We start from the raw sequence: 16,052 nt of genomic DNA on the forward strand, positions 1-16,052 counted from the left end.
GACCGGCGCCGCGATGTTTCCAGCCATAGTGGTGCATCGGACCGCCGTTCGCAGCGGCGCGGTACGAAACCGCTCGGTCCGGCTCCCGGGACAGCGCGCCTACAGCAGCGGGCCGTGGTGGTCGTCGGGCAGCGGGTGCAGCGGGTCACCGTAGCCGAACCCGGACGCGGTGCCGAACTCGCTGGCCGCCAGCGTGTGCGGAGCGTGATCGGTCAGCGCGGGCAGCTGCCACCAGTGCGCGTGGCCGTCGTCCGCGATGCCCTGCGCGCTCGGTTTCGGCTGGGTGGCCGGGTTCGGCGGCGCCGGGATGGACGGATTGTCCACGGTCGGAAGGGTACCGGGCTGATCAGCGGTAGGCGGCTTGACCCCGGTCGGCGCCGGATTGGTCGGCAGGTCGACGGTGGGCGCCGAACCGGTGCCAGGTCCGCCGCTGTCGCCGCCCGCGGTGGGGCTTCCGGTGCCGGGCGAGCCGGTCTGCCCGCCGCCCGTGGTGGGGCGGCCCGGCTCCGGCTGCTGGTCCGGGGTGCTCGGCCGGGTCGGGGCTTCGGGGCGGGTGGTCGGCGCGGTCGGCGCCGTGCTGCCCGCGCCGCCGCCGGGGGTGGTGACGTCGACGCTCGGGGCGGTGCTGCCCTGACTCGGGCGGGTGGGGTCGGTGTCGCCGGTCGGCGGGGTCCGGGTGACGGTGACGTCCGGGAGGGTGGTCGGCGCGGGCTTGGTGGTCACGCCGGTCTCGGCGCCGGGCCTGGTGGGCGGGGTGCTCGGCTCGGCCGATGGCGCCTGCACCGTGGTCCGGGTGACCGTGGTGGGCAGCCCGGTGCCGGGAGCGGCCGGATCCGGGTGCGGCGCGGTGTGATCGGTGCCGACGGGGGTGCTCGGCTCCGGGCGCAGCGGCGGCTGCACCACGGCGGGGAAGAGCAGCGGCAGGTCGGCGGCGGGCGCGGTGAGCGGCGACGGCCCCGGCGGCGGCGCGAGCACGTTGGCGATCGGGGTGCTCGCGGCATCCGGCTGGATGGTGGTCTGCAGCGGGGTCGCGGCCACCACCGGCGGCGCGACGACGGCGGGGGCGACGGCGATCGGCACCGCGGCGGGTGCGACCGGCGCGGGCTGCGGCGCCGGCGCGACGGCGGCCTGGACCGGCGGCGGCCCGAAGCCCGGGCTCGCCGGGGCGCCGGAGCCGCCGAGCCCGGAGCTCAGCCCGGAGCCGCTCGCCCCTGGCAGCGCGCCCTCGGTGCCGGTGCGCCCGCCGCCCGGCGTGGAGCCGAGCCACTCGCCGAAGCGGTCGAGCTGGTCACCGATGCCGGTGCCCGCGGCGGTCTGCACCGTGACCCCGGCGGAGGCCTCCACCCGCAGATCGGTGTAGAGGTAGGCGCCCTGCGGCCCGAGGCCGAAGTCGACGGTGAAGTGGGTGTCGATCTCCGCCCCCGCCTCGACGCCGAGGTAGACGCCGAACGGGTCGCTACCGATCCCGTCGAAGAGCCCGCCGCCGAAACTCGTTCCCGGCGTGCCGGAGTCGTGGTGCTCGTGCAAGCCGTCCTCGGTGCGCACCGCGTCGGCGTCCGACATCCGGGTCAGGCCGAGCGGATCCGCTCCCGGCGCGGTGAAAGTGATGTCGCCCGTGCCGAATCCGTGCCCGGCCTGGCCGAGGCCGTGGGCGGGGAGACCGAAACCGTCGGCCTGGTCGTCGTCGTCGGGCCCGCCGCCGATCCCCTCCCACCAGCTCGGCATCTCGGGCGCCTGGAAGAGCGGCGTGCCGGTGCCCGGCAGCTCGAACTCGTGCCCGGACCAGCCGGGGGTCGGGCCGACCGCGGCGGAGTCCCAGCCGGGGGTCAGCGGGATCTGGCCCGCGCCGGGCGCGTGGCCGACGTCGACCCCCGGCGTCGTCGCACCCTCCCAGCCCGGGGTGGGCGGGATGCCTGCGACCATGCTGTCGGTGCCGCCGGGCGGCGTGCCGAAGCGGAGCCCGGGCACGGGCAGCGTGGCCTCGGTCGCCGGGAACGGGGCCGGCGCGTTCGGGCTCGGGTGCGCGACCGGCTGCGGCGCGGTGCCCGCCGGACCCGGGTCCGGAAAGGTCAGTACCGGGCTCGGGACGTCGGGATCCGGGTCGCTGCTCCTGGCCCAGCCCGCATTCCAGCTGTCCAGGTGCTGTTCCGACCCCGGCTGGGCCGGAACGCCGCCGCCGTTGGCGGCGACCAGCGCCCCGCCGGTGACGTAGGCGCCCGCGCGCGCGGTGCGCGCGACGCCGTTGGCCACACGGTATGCGGTGTCCCCGCCCCCGCGCTCGCCCGTCTCGTCGTCGTCGAACGGCAGATCACGCGTCATTGAAGCTCCAGCTCTCGATTTCCTGCGGCGCACCACACCGGGCGTCCCGCGGAGTCGGCCCCACCCTATTTCGCGGGCCCGGAGCTGTCATATTCTCCGCCGCTCGCAGCGCTCGGTTGTGGTGAGCACCCCTACCTTGCCAAAGGCGGGAGTTGAACGAAAGCCCCGTTTCGCACGGGATTACCGGACCGACGGTACGAAGCTACTTCTTGTCCTTCGGTTTGTCCGCCGTGGCGTCCGACGAGAGCGCGGCGACGAAGGCCTCCTGCGGCACCTCGACCCGGCCGATCGTCTTCATCCGCTTCTTGCCTTCCTTCTGCTTCTCCAGCAGCTTGCGCTTGCGGCTGATGTCGCCGCCGTAGCACTTGGCCAGCACATCCTTGCGGATGGCCCTGATGTTCTCGCGCGCGATGATCTTCGCGCCGATGGCCGCCTGGATCGGCACCTCGAACTGCTGCCGCGGGATGAGCTCGCGCAGCTTGGTGGTCATCTTGTGGCCGTACGCCTGCGCGGCGTCCCGGTGCACGATGGCGCTGAACGCGTCCACCGCCTCGCCCTGCAGCAGGATGTCCACCTTGACCAGCTGCGACACCTGCTCGCCCGACTCCTCGTAATCCAGGCTGGCGTAGCCGCGGGTGCGCGACTTCAGCGAGTCGAAGAAGTCGAAGATGATCTCCGCCATGGGCAGCGTGTAGCGCAGCTCCACCCTGGTCTCGGAGAGGTAGTCCATTCCGCCCAGCTCGCCGCGGCGGGCCTGGCACAGCTCCATGATCGAGCCGATGAACTCGCTCGGCGAGATGATGGTGCACTTCACCACCGGCTCGTACACCGAGCGCACCTTGCCCTCCGGCCAGAAGGACGGGTTGGTCACCACCTGCTCGGCGCCGTCCTCCAGCTCCACCCGGTACACCACGTTCGGCGCGGTGGAGATCAGCTCCAGGTCGAACTCGCGCTGCAGCCGCTCGCGGGTGATCTCCATGTGCAGCAGCCCGAGGAAGCCGCAGCGGAAGCCGAAGCCGAGCGCCACCGAGGTCTCCGGGGCGAAGGTCAGCGCGGCATCGTTGAGCTGCAGCTTCTCCAGCGCGTCGCGCAGGTTCGGGTAGTCCGAGCCGTCCACCGGGTAGAGCCCGGAGTAGACCATCGGGCGCGGCTCGCGGTAGCCGGTGAGCGGGTCGGCCGCGCCGTTGCGGGCCGCGGTGACGGTGTCGCCGACCTTGGACTGCCGCACGTCCTTCACGCCGGTGATCAGGTACCCCACCTCGCCGACGCCGAGCCCGGCGGTCGGCTTCGGCTCCGGCGAGACGATGCCGATCTCCAGCAGCTCGTGGGTGGCCCCGGTGGACATCATCTTGATCTTCTCGCGCGGGGTCAGCTTGCCGTCCACCACGCGCACGTAGGTGACGACGCCGCGGTAGGTGTCGTAGACGGAGTCGAAGATCATGGCGCGCGCGGGGGCGTCCGCCTGCCCCTGCGGCGCGGGAATCGTCCTGACCACCTCGTCCAGCAGCTCCGGCACGCCGATCCCGGTCTTACCGGAGACCCGGAGCACGTCGCCGGGCTCGCAGCCGATGATGTGCGCGATCTCGGCGGCGTAGCGGTCCGGGTCGGCGGCGGGCAGGTCGATCTTGTTCAGCACCGGGATGACCGTCAGGTCCTTGTCCAGCGCCAGGTACAGGTTCGCCAGCGTCTGCGCCTCGATGCCCTGCGCGGCGTCGACCAGCAGCACCGCGCCCTCGCAGGCCTCGAGTGCGCGCGACACCTCGTAGGTGAAGTCGACGTGGCCGGGGGTGTCGATCAGGTGCATGACGTAGTCGGTGCCGTCCAGTTGCCACGGCAGCCGGACGTTCTGCGCCTTGATGGTGATCCCGCGCTCGCGCTCGATGTCCATCCGATCGAGGTACTGCGCGCGCATCTGCCGCTCCTCGACCACCCCGGTGAGCTGCAGCATCCGATCGGCAAGCGTCGACTTGCCGTGATCGATGTGGGCGATGATGCAGAAGTTCCGGATCCTGGACGGATCGGTGAACGTGGTGTCGGCAAAGCTGGCGGGCACTCCACTCCTCGGCTCTGGGCTGCGGCGAACGGGCTCCATCGTCCCACGGGCACCCCGGAGGCGACCGCGGCGGTTCGCCGTTATCCTTCGGGGATGGCCCGAAGTTGGAACACGATCGGCAAGCAGCTCGGCACCATCGCCAGGCAGCAGGGCCCGAAGCTCGTCAGGCAGCAGGGACCGAAAATCGCGGAGCGGCTGCTCGGTTCGCTCTCCGGTGCCCGGCGCAAGAACGTCGCGGTGCGGCCCACCGCCTCGATCGCGGTGCCCACCGCCGAGCGCGCCAGGCAGGTCGTCTACGCCCCGCAACTGGACGGCCGCGCCGACCCCGGCGAGATCGTCTGGACCTGGGTGCCCTTCGAGGAGGACCCGAGCAACGGCAAGGACCGCCCGGTGCTCGTGGTCGGCCGGGACCGGCGCACCCTGCTCGGGCTGATGCTCTCCTCGAAAGCCGAGCGCGCGCACGATTCGGACTGGATCGGCATCGGCAGCGGCAGCTGGGATCACGACGGCAGGCCGAGCTGGGTCCGGCTGGACCGGGTACTCGACGTGCCGGAGGCCGGGATCAGGCGCGAGGGCGCGGTGCTCGCCCGCAAGACCTTCGACCTGGTCGCGCACCGGCTGGTCGCCGAGTACGGCTGGCACTGAGCCCGTTCGCTCAGGAGATCATGTCCCGCGAGCGGCCGAAGAGCAGCCCGTACAGCAGCGCGCCGAGCACCCCGCCGAGCAGCGGGAACACGATGAACGCCCAGAGCTGCCCCATCGCGCCGTCCTGGTACGGCGCGACCGCGATGCTGCGCGCCGGGTTCACCGAGGTGTTGTCCACCGGGATCGAGATCAGGTGGATCACCGCCAGGGTGAAACCGATCGAGATGCCCGCCAGCGGCAGGTCGGAGAGCTGATCGGTGGAGGCAAGCACCACGAACACCAGCAGCGCCGTGAGCATCACCTCGACGATGATCGTCGCGGCCAGGCCGTAGCCGTCCTCGATCACCACCATGCCGAGCGGGCCGGTGGTGGCCGACGGGCTGTGCGCGCCCCAGCCGTTGGCGCCGAGGCCGTCGGCGGCGCGGTCGTAGCTTGGCAGGTTCTTCGCCAGCGCGAAGAGCACCAGCCCGGCCAGCAGCCCGCCGATCAGCTGGGCGATCCAGTACCCGACCGCGCTGACCACGCCGAGCCTGCCGAGCAGCAGTTGCCCGAGGGTCACCGCGGGGTTCACATGGCAGCCGGAGATCGGCCCGATCGCGTAGACCAGGAAGAGCAGGGTGAGCCCGAAGGCGAGCGCGACCCCCAGCGCGCCGACCCGCTGACCGGCCAGCACAGCGGTGCCGACACCGCCGATCACCAGGATGAAGGTGCCGAACGCCTCGGCACCCCACTTCTTCACATCGGGAATCGGCCGCTGCTCGATTACTTCTTCGACGATTTCCTGCGCCGTGGGAGACATACCGCCACCTCGTGCTTCCAGAGGAAACTGCATATTTGCTGAGAGGTCGAGCGGTAGTGAAATTACTACGCGAGCCTGGTGATCTCCACCACCACGCGCATATCGGTCGAGCCGCCGCCGGAGAAGATGCCCTTCAGCGGCGGCACGTCGGAGTAGTCGCGGCCGACGCCGACCGCGACGTGCTGCTCGTTGATGGCGATGTCGTTGGTCGGGTCGTACCCCCACCACTGGCCGGTCCAGGCCTCGATCCAGGCGTGCGACTGCCCCTCGACGGTGGCCCCGATCTCCGCCGACGGCTGCGGGTGCAGGTACCCGGAGACGTACCGGCTCGGGATGCGCATGGCGCGCAGCAGCAGCAGGGTCAGGTGCGCGTAGTCCTGGCAGACGCCGCGGCGCTCGGCGAAGGCCTGCACCGCCGAGGTGTGCACCGAGGTGCTGGCCGGGGTGTAGTCCATCTCCCGGTACACCCACTCGGCCGCGCGCACCACCGCCTTGGCCGGCGAGTCGGTGCGCGCGAGCTGCTCGGCGACCGCGCGCAGGTCGTCGTCGAGCGGAACGTAGGGCGTCGGCGCGAGCAGCTCGTCGAAGCGGTCGACCACCGCGTCGGTGCGCAGCTCGTCCCAGCTCAGCTCCTCGGCCGGGCCGGGGAAGGGGTCGGTCTCCACCACCGAGGAGCCGATCACCTGCAGCTCGGTATGCGGCGCGTGCAGGTCGAAGGTGGTCACCGCGGTGCCCCAGTAGTCGGTGTACCGGTAGGAACGGGTGGCGGGCACCGTCTCGACCCGGTTCAGCACCACGTTCTGCCTGTGGTCGCCGCGCGGGGTCAGCCTCGCCTCGTTGAACGACCGGGTGACCGGCGCTTCGTACACGTAGTCGGTGGTGTGCACCACCCTGGTCCGCCAGCTCATAGCTCCCCCTCCACGCCGACCCGCTGATCGTGGCTGACCTGCAGGTCGGTCCAGGCCACCCAGGGCGCCGCGTGGAAGTACTGCAGCGCCACCGCCTCGCTCACCTCGCGGCAGGTGCGCTGCAGCGAGAGCAGCCGGGTCTGCAGGTTCTCCAGCAGCACCCCCGGCGCAAGGAACTCCAGCTCGCTGCGAGCCCTGCCGAGCAGCCGCTGTGCCTCGTGCCGCGCCCCGACCCGGCTGCTCGGCCGCTGGTCCAGCTCGGCCAGGCAGGCCTCGGCCACCTGCACCGAGTGGAACACCGAGCGCGGGAAGAGCCGGTCGAGCAGGATGAACTCGGCCACCAGGTTGGCGTCCAGCGCGCCGCGGTGCGTGCGCAGGTAGGTGTCGTGCGCGCCCGCCGAGCGCAGCACCGTCACCCAGGCGGGCGACGACGTGCGGTCGCCCGCGCGGGAGAGCAGCAGCCGCACCGTCATGTCGACCCGCTCGATGGCCCGGCCGAGCAGCAGGAAGCGGTAACCGTCGTCGCGGCTGAGGGTGGAGTCGGAGAGCCCGGCGAACATGGCCGCGCGGTCCTTCACGAAGTGGAAGAACTCGTGCGGGCCGAGGCCGCGCGCCGCGGACTCGGCGGCGGCCAGCCCGTTGTAGGTGGCGTTCAGGCACTCCCACATCTCCCCCGAGGTCACCTCGCGCGCGCCGCGCGCGTTCTCCCTCGCCTTCGCGACCGAGTCGACGATCGAGCCGCCGTGCGCGTGGCTGAACGCCACCAGCTCGGTCACCGACCAGACGTCGAGCACTCCGGCGGGCGGCTCGATGCCGAGCACCCGGAGCAGCAGCCGCGAGGTGCGGTCCGGGTCGACGGTGGCGTCCTCCAGCAACTGGTGCACGGCGACGTCGAGGATCCGGGCGGTGTCGTCGGCGCGCTCCACGTAGCGGCCGATCCAGTAGAGCGATTCCGCGTTCCTGGCCAGCATCAGGTGCTCCCTCCGGTCGCAGGCCCGCCCGCGCGGGCCGCCTGCTGTTGCTGCTGTTGCTGTTGCTGCCCGGCCTGCGCGGGGGTCGGCTGCCGGTCGGATTCGAAGGCGTCGGCCTGCGGCGGCTCGGCGACCAGCTCGGCGCCGCCGAGCTCGCGGTCGGCCGGGGCGGCCTGCGCGGAGAGCACCCAGGTGTCCTTGCTGCCGCCGCCCTGGCTGGAGTTCACCACCAGCGAGCCCTCCGGCAGCGCCACCCGGGTGAGCCCGCCGGGGAGCACCCAGATCCGCTCGCCGTCGTTCACCGCGAACGGCCGCAGGTCGACGTGGCGCGGCACGAGCGCGTCGCCGACCTTCGTCGGCACCGTCGAGAGCTGCACGACGGGCTGCGCGATCCAGCCGCGCGGATTCGCCCTGATGTTCTGCCCGACCTCGTTCAGCTCGGCGCGGGAGGCGTCCGGGCCGATCACGATGCCGTACCCGCCGGAGCCCTCCACCGGCTTGACCACCAGCTCGTCCAGCCGGTCGAGCACCTCCGCGCACTCGGAGTCCAGCCAGCAGCGGAAGGTGTCGACATTGCGCAGGATCGGCTCTTCCCGCAGGTAGTACTCGATGATGGTGGGCAGGTAGGCGTAGACGAGTTTGTCGTCGCCGACCCCGTTGCCCACCGCGTTGGCGATCACCACCGTGCCCGCGCGCGCCGCGTTCAGCACCCCGGGGATACCGAGCACCGAGTCCGGGCGGAAGTGCATCGGGTCCAGGTAGATGTCGTCGATCCGGCGGTAGATCACGTCCACCTGCCGCTCGCCGGCGGTGGTGCGCATGTAGACCACGTTGTCCCGGCAGAAGAGATCGCGCCCCTCGACCAGCTCCACCCCCATCTGCCTGGCCAGCAGCGAGTGCTCGAAGTAGGCCGCGTTGTGCACGCCGGGCGTCAGCACCACCACCGTCGGGTCGGCCTCGTTCGGCGCGGCCGCCGCTCGCAGCGCGCGCAGCAGGTGCGTCGGGTAGTCGCCGACCGCGCGCACCCGGTGCGAGCCGAAGAGGTCGGGGAAGACCCTGGCCATCGTCCGCCGGTTCTCCATCACGTAGGAGACGCCGGACGGCGAGCGCAGGTTGTCCTCCAGTACCCGGAAGCCGCCCCGCTCGTCCCTGATCACGTCGATCCCGGCCACGTGGATCCGCACCCCGTTCGGCGGCACCACCCCGACCGCCGCGCGGTGGAAGTGCGCGCAGGAGGTGACCAGCCGCTTCGGGATCACCCCCTCGCGCAGGATCTGCCGCTCGCCGTAGACGTCGGCGAGGAAGAGCTCCAGCGCCCGCACCCGCTGCCGGATCCCGGCCTCCAGCTCCGACCACTCCGCGGCCGCGAGCACCCGCGGCACCAGGTCCAGCGGGAACGGCCGCTCCTGGCCGGAGTGCGAGAAGGTGATGCCCTGGTCGACGAAGGCGCGGCCGAGCGCCTCGAAGCGCGCGGCCAGCTCGTCGGCGTGGATCGGGGCGAGCGCGGCGAAGAGTCCAGCGTAGGGGTGCCGCACCGCGCCGTCCGGGGCGAACATCTCGTCGAATGCCTCGCGGAACCGGCCGGGGCCGTAGCCGTCGAAGACGCCGGTCGTCGTGGTCGGATGCAGCGCGGTCATCTTCCGAGATTGCAATGCCCGTGTCCGGTTCTCGTGAGACGCAGGTTAATTTCGCGCTACGAAGGAGGGGACCGCGATTTCGTCCGCGCGCGGGCTGCTGGTAACCTCGACCTTCGGCGCAGCGTTACCTGCTGGTCCGCACCGCTTCCGGTGCGACCACCGCATGCGCAAGAGCTTCCGAAGCACACCTAACCGACAGGAACCAGAGGATACCGGCGTGGCCAATATCAAGTCCCAGCTGAAGCGGATTCGCACCAACGAGGCGGCGCGGCTGCGCAACCAGTCGGTGAAGTCGGCGCTCCGCACCGCGATCCGCAGCTTCCGGGAGGCCGCCGACTCCGGCGAGAAGGATGTGGCGGCCGAGCGCCTGCGCTTCGCCAGCCGCAAGCTGGACAAGGCTGCTTCCAAGGGCGTCATCCACGCCAACCAGGCGGCCAACAAGAAGTCCGCGCTGGCGCTGGCCTTCAACAAGATCTGATCGTCCGGGCGCTGTCGTAGCGCTCGCCGTACGTCGCCGCCGTGGCCTCGATGACCACGGCGGCTTTTGTCGTCCGCACCGGCGGTTCGGCGGCGGTGGGGCTGCCGGTGGATCGCCCGCGCGGGGTTCGGCACGGTGTCCCGCGCGCTGGCTACGATTCCGCACATGGTGACCGTGTACGCGAATCAGACCGTGGTCCGAGCCGAGGATCTCCCGGAGGTGATCCGGGCCGCCGAGGTGCTCGGCATCGGCATCAAGATCGAAAACGTGATGGTGCCCGACGACGAGGGTGGCTACGCGCTGGAGTGGATCGTCACCCGGGACGAGGATGTGCCGTCGTACGAGGAGTGGGACGGGCGGTTCGAGGAGTCGGACGTGGAGGAAGAGGGGTTGGTGCTCACGTCCGGGGAGTGAGTTCTTCCTTCGGTGCGGCCGGGCGATCGCGAGGACGATCGACCGGCCGTTCCGCTGTCGGTGCGTCGTGGCTGCCGGGGCCGCGGCTACGGGGCGAGGCGGGCGAGCGCGGCCTCCGAGGCGGCGTCGGCGGCGTGGTAGACGATGATCCGCTGGTCCGGGTCCTGCTGCGAGAGCAGCACTTCGAACTCGACCACCAGATCGCCCGCCACCGGATGGTGCAGCGGCTTCCGGCCGCGGCCGCGGACCAGGACGTCGCGCCGGTCCCAGTTGCGGGCGAACTCCGGGCTGGTCTCGGTGAGCTCCGCGATCATCGCCGCCAGCGCGGGGTCGTCCGGGTGCGCGGCCCAGGCGGCGCGCAGGTCGGCGATACCGTCCTGGATGATCCGCTCCCGATCGCCGTACCGATCCCGCAGCTCCGGGTGCAGGAGGCAGAGCCACAGCGCGTTCCGCCGCCGCTCCGGCACCGCGGCGAAGTCGAGCAGCAGCGCGGCCATCTCGGGATTCCAGGCCAGGATGTCGCAGCGGTGGTTCACCAGCATGGCGGGCAGCGGCGAGAACACCCGGATGAGCTTGGTCAGCGCGGGCGCGGGCGCCTCGCACTCCGGCTGCGCACTGCTCGGCGGCCGCTGCTGCGCCAGGTCGAACAGGTAGATCCGCTCGGCGTCGGTGAGCCGCAGCGCCCGGGCGAGGGCGTCGAGCACCTCGACCGACGGCCGCAGCCCACGCCCCTGCTCCAGCCGCACCACATAGTCGGTGCTGACTCCGGCCAGCTCGGCGACCTCTTCGCGCCGCAGCCCCGGCGTCCGCCGCTGCTGCCCGCGCGCGGGCAGCCCCGCCGCGGCCGGCGTGAGGCGCTCGCGCCGGGTGCGCAGGAAGGCGGCGAGTTCCCGCGTCGTGTCCACCGTGCTCGTCACCACCCCGATGGTACGGAGCGTAGGACCGGCCTTCCCAGGAAGAAGTCTCCCCGACCGGCACGCTCCCGGCTCGGCAGACTCGGTGGCGCAACGACATTCGACCGGCAAGGAGTTCGACATGACCGACGTGCGCGCCCTCGACGACTACCGGCTGCTCGGCCGCTCGGGGCTGCGGGTCTCACCGCTGTCGCTCGGCACGATGACCTTCGGCTCGGATTGGGGTTGGGGCGCCGACGCCGCCGAGGCCCGAAAAATCTTCGACACCTACGTCGACCGCGGCGGCAACTTCATCGACACCGCGAGCGCCTACACCGACGGCACCTCGGAGCGCTTCCTCGGCGAGTTCGCCGCCGACCGGCGGGACAGCCTGGTGATCGCCACCAAGTACACGATGCTGCGCCGCCCCGGCGACCCCAATTCCGGCGGCAATCAGCGCAAGAGCATGGTCACCTCGGTGGAGGCCAGCCTGCGCAACCTGAACACCGACTACCTCGACCTGCTCTACCTGCACGCCTGGGACTACCGCACCCCGGTGGAGGAGATCCTGCGCGGCATGGACGACCTGGTTCGCTCCGGCAAGGTCGTCTACGTCGGCATCTCGGACGCGCCCGCCTGGCAGGTGTCCCGCATGCAGGCCATCGCCGACCTGCGCGGCTGGGCGCCGCTGATCGCGCTGCAGATCGAGTACAACCTGGTCGAGCGGACCGTCGAGCGCGAGCTGGTGCCCATGGCCCGGGAGCTCGGCCTCGGCGTCATCCCGTGGTCGCCGCTGGCCAGCGGGGTACTGACCGGCAAGTACAGCCGCGCCGACCTGGGTGTCGAGATCTCGGCCGACGCCGCGGGCACCCGGCGGAATGTGGCCGCGGCGGCGGGCTCGCTCACCGAGCGCGCCCTCGGTATCGCGGAGGTGGTGCGGGAGATCGGCCGCGAGGCCGGATACTCCCCCGCGCAGGTGGCGCTGGCCTGGGTGCTGCGGCAGCCGGGGGTGACCTCGCCGATCGTCGGCGCCCGCACCCTCGATCAGCTCACCGACAATCTGGGTGCCCTCGAGGTCGAGCTCTCCGCCGAGCAGTCTGCCCGGCTGGAGCGGGCCAGTGCGGTCGAGCTCGGTTTCCCGCACGACTTCCTGCGCCGGCCGATGACGCGGTCCGTGACATTCGGCGACCTGAAGGTCGAGGAGCGGTTGCCGGTCGGCTGACGGCTCAACTGCCACCGTGCAGGTCGCAGATGCGGCCGAGCGCCTGTTCCAGGGCGTAGCCGGAGTCGGCGGCGCCGCCCTTGACATCGGCGTTCAGGGTGGCGACGACCCGCATGGCGCTGCCGATCTGCTCCGGGCTCCAGCCCCTGGCCTGCGCCTTGGCCTTCTTCACCTTCCACGGCGGCATACCCAGCTGCTGCGCGAGCTGCATCGGGTCGCCGCGGCCTGCCGAGCCGACCCTGGCGATGGTGTGCACCGAGTCGGCGAGCGCGTCGGCGAGCAGCACGTGCGGAACGCCGCGGTCGTCGGCCCAGCGCAGCGCCTCCATGGCGGCGGCCCGGTTGCCGACCACGGCGAGCTCGGCCACGTCGAAGCCGCTGACCTCGGCGCGGCCGGAGTAGTAGCGGCGCACCGCGGCCACGTCCACCTTGCCGCCGGTGTCGGCGGCGAGCTGGGAGCAGGCGGCGGCCAGCTCGCGCAGGTCGGAGCCGACGGCGTCGAGGAGTTCCTGCACCACCTCGCCGCCCGCCCTGACCCCCGCCGCCCGGAACTCGCCGCGCACGAAACCGACCCGCTCGGCCTGCTTGGTGAGCTTGGCGCAGTAATGCACCCGCGCCCCGCCCTTCTGCAGGGTGGTGGCGAGCGCCTTGGCGCGGCCACCGCCGGAGTGCAGGATCACCAGCACCACGCCGTCCGGCGGGTCGGCGGCGGCCTCGCCGATGAGCGCGGCCGCCTCCTTGCCCGCGTCGGCGGCGGATTCCAGGATGATCAGCCGATCCTCGGCGAACAGCGACGGGCTCAGCATCTCCGCGAGCTCGGCGGTGGTGGCCTCACCGGCCCGGCGGCGCTCCACCGGCACCGCCTCCGGGTCCGGCGCGGTCGCCCTGACCTCGGTGGTCACCGTCGCCACCGCGCGCTCGATCAACAGCTCCTCGTCGCCGAGCACCAGATGCACCGCTGCCGTCTCGCTCACGCGGTCGATCCTACGGTTCGGCGGTGACAGGGGGTCACGGTCCCGTTTCGGCTCGGATTCTCCGGCGCGCAGCGCGGACCCGGAGTCCGAGCGCGGTGCCGAGAAGCGCCGCGGCCGCGAGGGTTCCGGTAAGGGCGCCGCCGGGGACGGTGACGGTGGCGCCGGGCAGCCGTGCGGTGTGCTCGGCGACCTCGAGCAGCCACCAGAGTGGAATGGCCGCGGGGCGGAGCAGCAGTTCGGCGGGGAGCGCCCAGGCCCAGGCGATGGTGGCGGCGAGCGCGCCGAGCACGGTGATGGCCGCGATCACCGGCGCTACGAGCACATTCGCAAGTACCGCTACCAGGCTCAACTTGCCGGTGACGGCGACTACCAGTGGCGCGGTGACGGCGAAGGCAGCGGCCGAGACGGCCACGATCTCGGCGGGTGCCCGCCACCAGCCGCGGCCGCGGAGTGCGGCGGCCCAGCCGGGGGCGATGAGAACGAGGGCGGCGGTGGCGAGGACGGAGAGCGCGAAGCCGATACTCACCGCCAGCGCGGGCCAGACCGCGAGCAGCAGGATCACCGCGCCGCACAGGGCGGGGAGCGCCTGTCTGCGCCGCCCGGTCAGCAGTGCGAGCACCGTCACCGAGCCCATGGCGGCGGCGCGCAGGACGCTCGGGTCGGGCCGGGCGATCACCACGAAGAGCAGCAGTGCCAGTGCCGCGGTGGCGGCGCAGGCGGCGGGCGGGAGGGTCAGGGCCCGGCAGAGCGCGAGCACCGCGGTCAGCACGATGGTGACGTTGGCGCCGCTCACCACGCAGAGGTGTTGCAGCCCGGCGGTGGCGAAATCGTCCCGCACCTCGTCGGTGAGCCCGGAGGTGTCGCCGAGCACCAGCGCGGGAAGCACGCCCGCGGCATCGCGGCCGAGCACCCGCCGGGCGGCTTCGGTGAGCGAGCTGCGGACCGGCACGGCCGCGCGCTGCCACCAGGGTGGTTGTTCCAGCTCAACGGGTGGGGCGTTCGCGCGGAGGACCGCGACGGTGAGGTCGCTCGTCTGCGGCCGCATCGGCCGAGCCTGGAAGCGGAGCAGCCCGCCCGGGGTGATCCGGCCCCACTCGTCGCCACCGGCCAGGATGGTGACGGCCCCGCCCGCCCGCACCCGCATTCCCGCGTGCCGGTACTCGACCAGATCGGCGCGCACCACCCAGCGCCGCTGATCGCCGAAGGATCTGCCGCGCACCGGTTTCGGGTCGTCCGTCGGCACCGCATAGATCTGCACCGACGCCCGGTCCGGGAGGGCACGCAGCGGATGCGCGGCCACCCGCTGCTCCCGCCAGGCGGCGGCGGTCGCGAAGCCGGTGCCGAGCAGCAGCGCGGCCACCATTCCCCACACCAACACCCGCCACCGGTCGGAGCGCCGCACACCGCCGCGCAGCAGCCAGATCCAGAGCCCGCAGGCGGTGCCGGCGAGCAGTGCCGCGAGGACGAGACCGGTGATCCAGCCCGCGGTGATGGCCACGATGGTCGCCGGCCAGCAGAGCAGGGCCGCCGGGACCAGGCGGGCGTCCGGTGCGCGCGGCTCCGGCGCGGGCGGCTCGTCCGGGCGGACGATCGGCCAGTAGCCGGAGAGCGTGGTCACCGGGTCGCCCGGCGGCCGCTGCCCGCTCACAGCGTCACCAGCTCGCGGAGCTTGGCGAGGCGGGCGGGGCCGATGCCATCGACATCTCCGAGCTGCTCGAGATCGCTGAATCGGCCGTTACTGTTCCGCCAGGCCACGATGGCGCGGGCGGTGACCGGGCCGACGCCGGGCAGGGCGTCGAGCTCCGCCTCGGTGGCGGTGTTGAGATTCACCTTCCCCTCGGCGCCGGGGGCGGAGCCGGGGGCACTCGCCGCGCTACCGGTGCTCGCGGTGCCGCTGGCGCGGGGCGGGGCGGCGGGGTCCGCGGCGCCGACCAGGATCTGGTCGCCGTCCGAGACCTTCTGCGCGAGGTTGAGCCCCTGCAGGTCGGCGCCGGGGAGCGGGCCGCCCGCCGCGTCGAGCGCGTCGGCGATCCTGGCGCCGGGGGCGAGCCGCAGCAGGCCGCCGCGGTGCACCAGGCCGACGACGCTCACCACCAGCTCGCCCTGGCTCTCATGGGCGGGGGCGACGTCGCTGCGAGCGGGCTCCGGGCCCCGGCTGCTCGGCGCTGCCGCGGCCATGCGCACGGCCGGTACCGGTGCCGCCTGGCTGATCACCGGGCGCTCGCGCCACACGGCGTAGCCGGAGATCACGACGGCCACCAGGCCGATCACGGCGAGTGCCGCCGACGCGCGGCGGGTGACACTGATTCGCGCCGCGGCGAATCGGGCGGGCAGCAGGCGTTCGTACCAGCGCAGCGGGCCCGCTTGGGCGTGCAGCCAGTCGGGCTCGCCGATGGCGTCGGGATCATCGGGGTCGATGCTGCGGGCACGGGGCTCACCCCAGCGGGTGCGGCGACTGCCGCGAGGCTGTTTCGGCTCCTCGTCTTCCGGCTCGGTGTCACGGTCGGCGGGCCAGGGATCGGTCTCGCGCCAGCGGCCGAGCCGACGCCTGGCGTCGAGTTGCTCGGTCTTGTCGGACCAGCGGGGATCGGTGACCGCGGGCCGCTCCCCCGCCGGGTCGAGTGCGTTCATCGGCAACGGGACCCGGAGGGAGCCGTCGGCGGTGGGGGTGAGGACGCTCAGGCGTCGGCGGATGCGGTCGTGCTCCTCGTGGCGGGACATGGGGCCGACGTTAGGTCTG

The 16,052-nt window shown here is 72.6% G+C and carries 14 protein-coding genes; 4 read left to right on the forward strand and 10 right to left on the reverse strand.

What is annotated here, in order from left to right:
• Positions 1 to 99 precede the first annotated feature (99 nt).
• Positions 100 to 2,319 (reverse strand): hypothetical protein, encoded by a 2,220-nt coding sequence (locus ACFUJ1_RS09910; protein WP_378644420.1) that lies wholly within the window; start codon positions 2,317 to 2,319, stop codon positions 100 to 102.
• A gap of 202 nt (positions 2,320 to 2,521) precedes the next feature.
• Complete coding sequence (gene lepA, locus ACFUJ1_RS09915) at positions 2,522 to 4,411, reverse strand: translation elongation factor 4 (protein WP_378644421.1); 1,890 nt, start codon at positions 4,409 to 4,411, stop codon at positions 2,522 to 2,524.
• 54 nt (positions 4,412 to 4,465) lie between these two features.
• Here lepA and ACFUJ1_RS09920 point away from each other — a divergent pair, with 54 nt between their 5' ends.
• The gene (locus ACFUJ1_RS09920) at positions 4,466 to 5,017 is read left to right on the forward strand and encodes a type II toxin-antitoxin system PemK/MazF family toxin (RefSeq protein WP_378644423.1); all 552 of its coding nucleotides are present in this window, start codon (positions 4,466 to 4,468) and stop codon (positions 5,015 to 5,017) included.
• 10 nt (positions 5,018 to 5,027) lie between these two features.
• Here ACFUJ1_RS09920 and ACFUJ1_RS09925 read toward each other — a convergent pair whose 3' ends face one another.
• The 4 genes from ACFUJ1_RS09925 to ACFUJ1_RS09940 all read right to left on the reverse strand — a co-directional run bounded on the left by ACFUJ1_RS09925 (position 5,028) and on the right by ACFUJ1_RS09940 (position 9,332).
• Positions 5,028 to 5,816, reverse strand: a complete 789-nt coding sequence (locus ACFUJ1_RS09925; RefSeq protein WP_378644424.1) for an aquaporin — start codon at positions 5,814 to 5,816, stop codon at positions 5,028 to 5,030.
• A 65-nt stretch (positions 5,817 to 5,881) separates the two neighbouring features.
• The gene (locus ACFUJ1_RS09930; protein WP_378644426.1) at positions 5,882 to 6,724 is read right to left on the reverse strand and encodes a transglutaminase domain-containing protein; all 843 of its coding nucleotides are present in this window, start codon (positions 6,722 to 6,724) and stop codon (positions 5,882 to 5,884) included.
• The gene (locus tag ACFUJ1_RS09935) at positions 6,721 to 7,695 is read right to left on the reverse strand and encodes an alpha-E domain-containing protein (RefSeq protein WP_378644427.1); all 975 of its coding nucleotides are present in this window, start codon (positions 7,693 to 7,695) and stop codon (positions 6,721 to 6,723) included. The genes ACFUJ1_RS09930 and ACFUJ1_RS09935 overlap by 4 nt, the downstream gene beginning before the upstream one ends.
• A complete protein-coding gene (locus ACFUJ1_RS09940; protein ID WP_378644429.1) occupies positions 7,695 to 9,332 on the reverse strand; it encodes a circularly permuted type 2 ATP-grasp protein in 1,638 nt (545 codons plus the stop codon). The genes ACFUJ1_RS09935 and ACFUJ1_RS09940 overlap by 1 nt, the downstream gene beginning before the upstream one ends.
• Positions 9,333 to 9,549: 217 nt before the next feature.
• Here ACFUJ1_RS09940 and rpsT point away from each other — a divergent pair, with 217 nt between their 5' ends.
• A complete protein-coding gene (rpsT, locus tag ACFUJ1_RS09945) occupies positions 9,550 to 9,810 on the forward strand; it encodes a 30S ribosomal protein S20 (protein ID WP_233016540.1) in 261 nt (86 codons plus the stop codon).
• 165 nt (positions 9,811 to 9,975) lie between these two features.
• Complete coding sequence (locus ACFUJ1_RS09950; protein ID WP_233016539.1) at positions 9,976 to 10,224, forward strand: hypothetical protein; 249 nt, start codon at positions 9,976 to 9,978, stop codon at positions 10,222 to 10,224.
• Between the two features lie 86 nt (positions 10,225 to 10,310).
• On the opposite strand, the gene ACFUJ1_RS09955 is transcribed toward ACFUJ1_RS09950, so the two are convergent.
• Positions 10,311 to 11,141 (reverse strand): helix-turn-helix domain-containing protein, encoded by an 831-nt coding sequence (locus ACFUJ1_RS09955; protein ID WP_378644431.1) that lies wholly within the window; start codon positions 11,139 to 11,141, stop codon positions 10,311 to 10,313.
• Positions 11,142 to 11,259: 118 nt separating this feature from the next.
• Here ACFUJ1_RS09955 and ACFUJ1_RS09960 point away from each other — a divergent pair, with 118 nt between their 5' ends.
• Entirely contained in the window at positions 11,260 to 12,339 is a 1,080-nt protein-coding gene (locus ACFUJ1_RS09960; protein WP_378644432.1) for an aldo/keto reductase, read from the forward strand.
• A 4-nt stretch (positions 12,340 to 12,343) separates the two neighbouring features.
• On the opposite strand, the gene holA is transcribed toward ACFUJ1_RS09960, so the two are convergent.
• From holA to ACFUJ1_RS09975, 3 genes are read right to left on the reverse strand one after another with little or no spacing between them, the layout of a single operon-like run.
• A complete protein-coding gene (gene holA, locus ACFUJ1_RS09965; RefSeq protein WP_378644434.1) occupies positions 12,344 to 13,312 on the reverse strand; it encodes a DNA polymerase III subunit delta in 969 nt (322 codons plus the stop codon).
• Positions 13,313 to 13,346: 34 nt separating this feature from the next.
• The gene (locus ACFUJ1_RS09970) at positions 13,347 to 14,960 is read right to left on the reverse strand and encodes a ComEC/Rec2 family competence protein (RefSeq protein WP_378644435.1); all 1,614 of its coding nucleotides are present in this window, start codon (positions 14,958 to 14,960) and stop codon (positions 13,347 to 13,349) included.
• Entirely contained in the window at positions 14,957 to 16,033 is a 1,077-nt protein-coding gene (locus ACFUJ1_RS09975) for a helix-hairpin-helix domain-containing protein (protein WP_378644437.1), read from the reverse strand. The genes ACFUJ1_RS09970 and ACFUJ1_RS09975 overlap by 4 nt, the downstream gene beginning before the upstream one ends.
• Positions 16,034 to 16,052: the final 19 nt, after the last annotated feature.

Source organism: Nocardia sp. NPDC057227, assembly GCF_042669725.1.
Classification (GTDB): Bacteria; Actinomycetota; Actinomycetes; order Mycobacteriales; family Mycobacteriaceae; genus Nocardia; species Nocardia asteroides_A.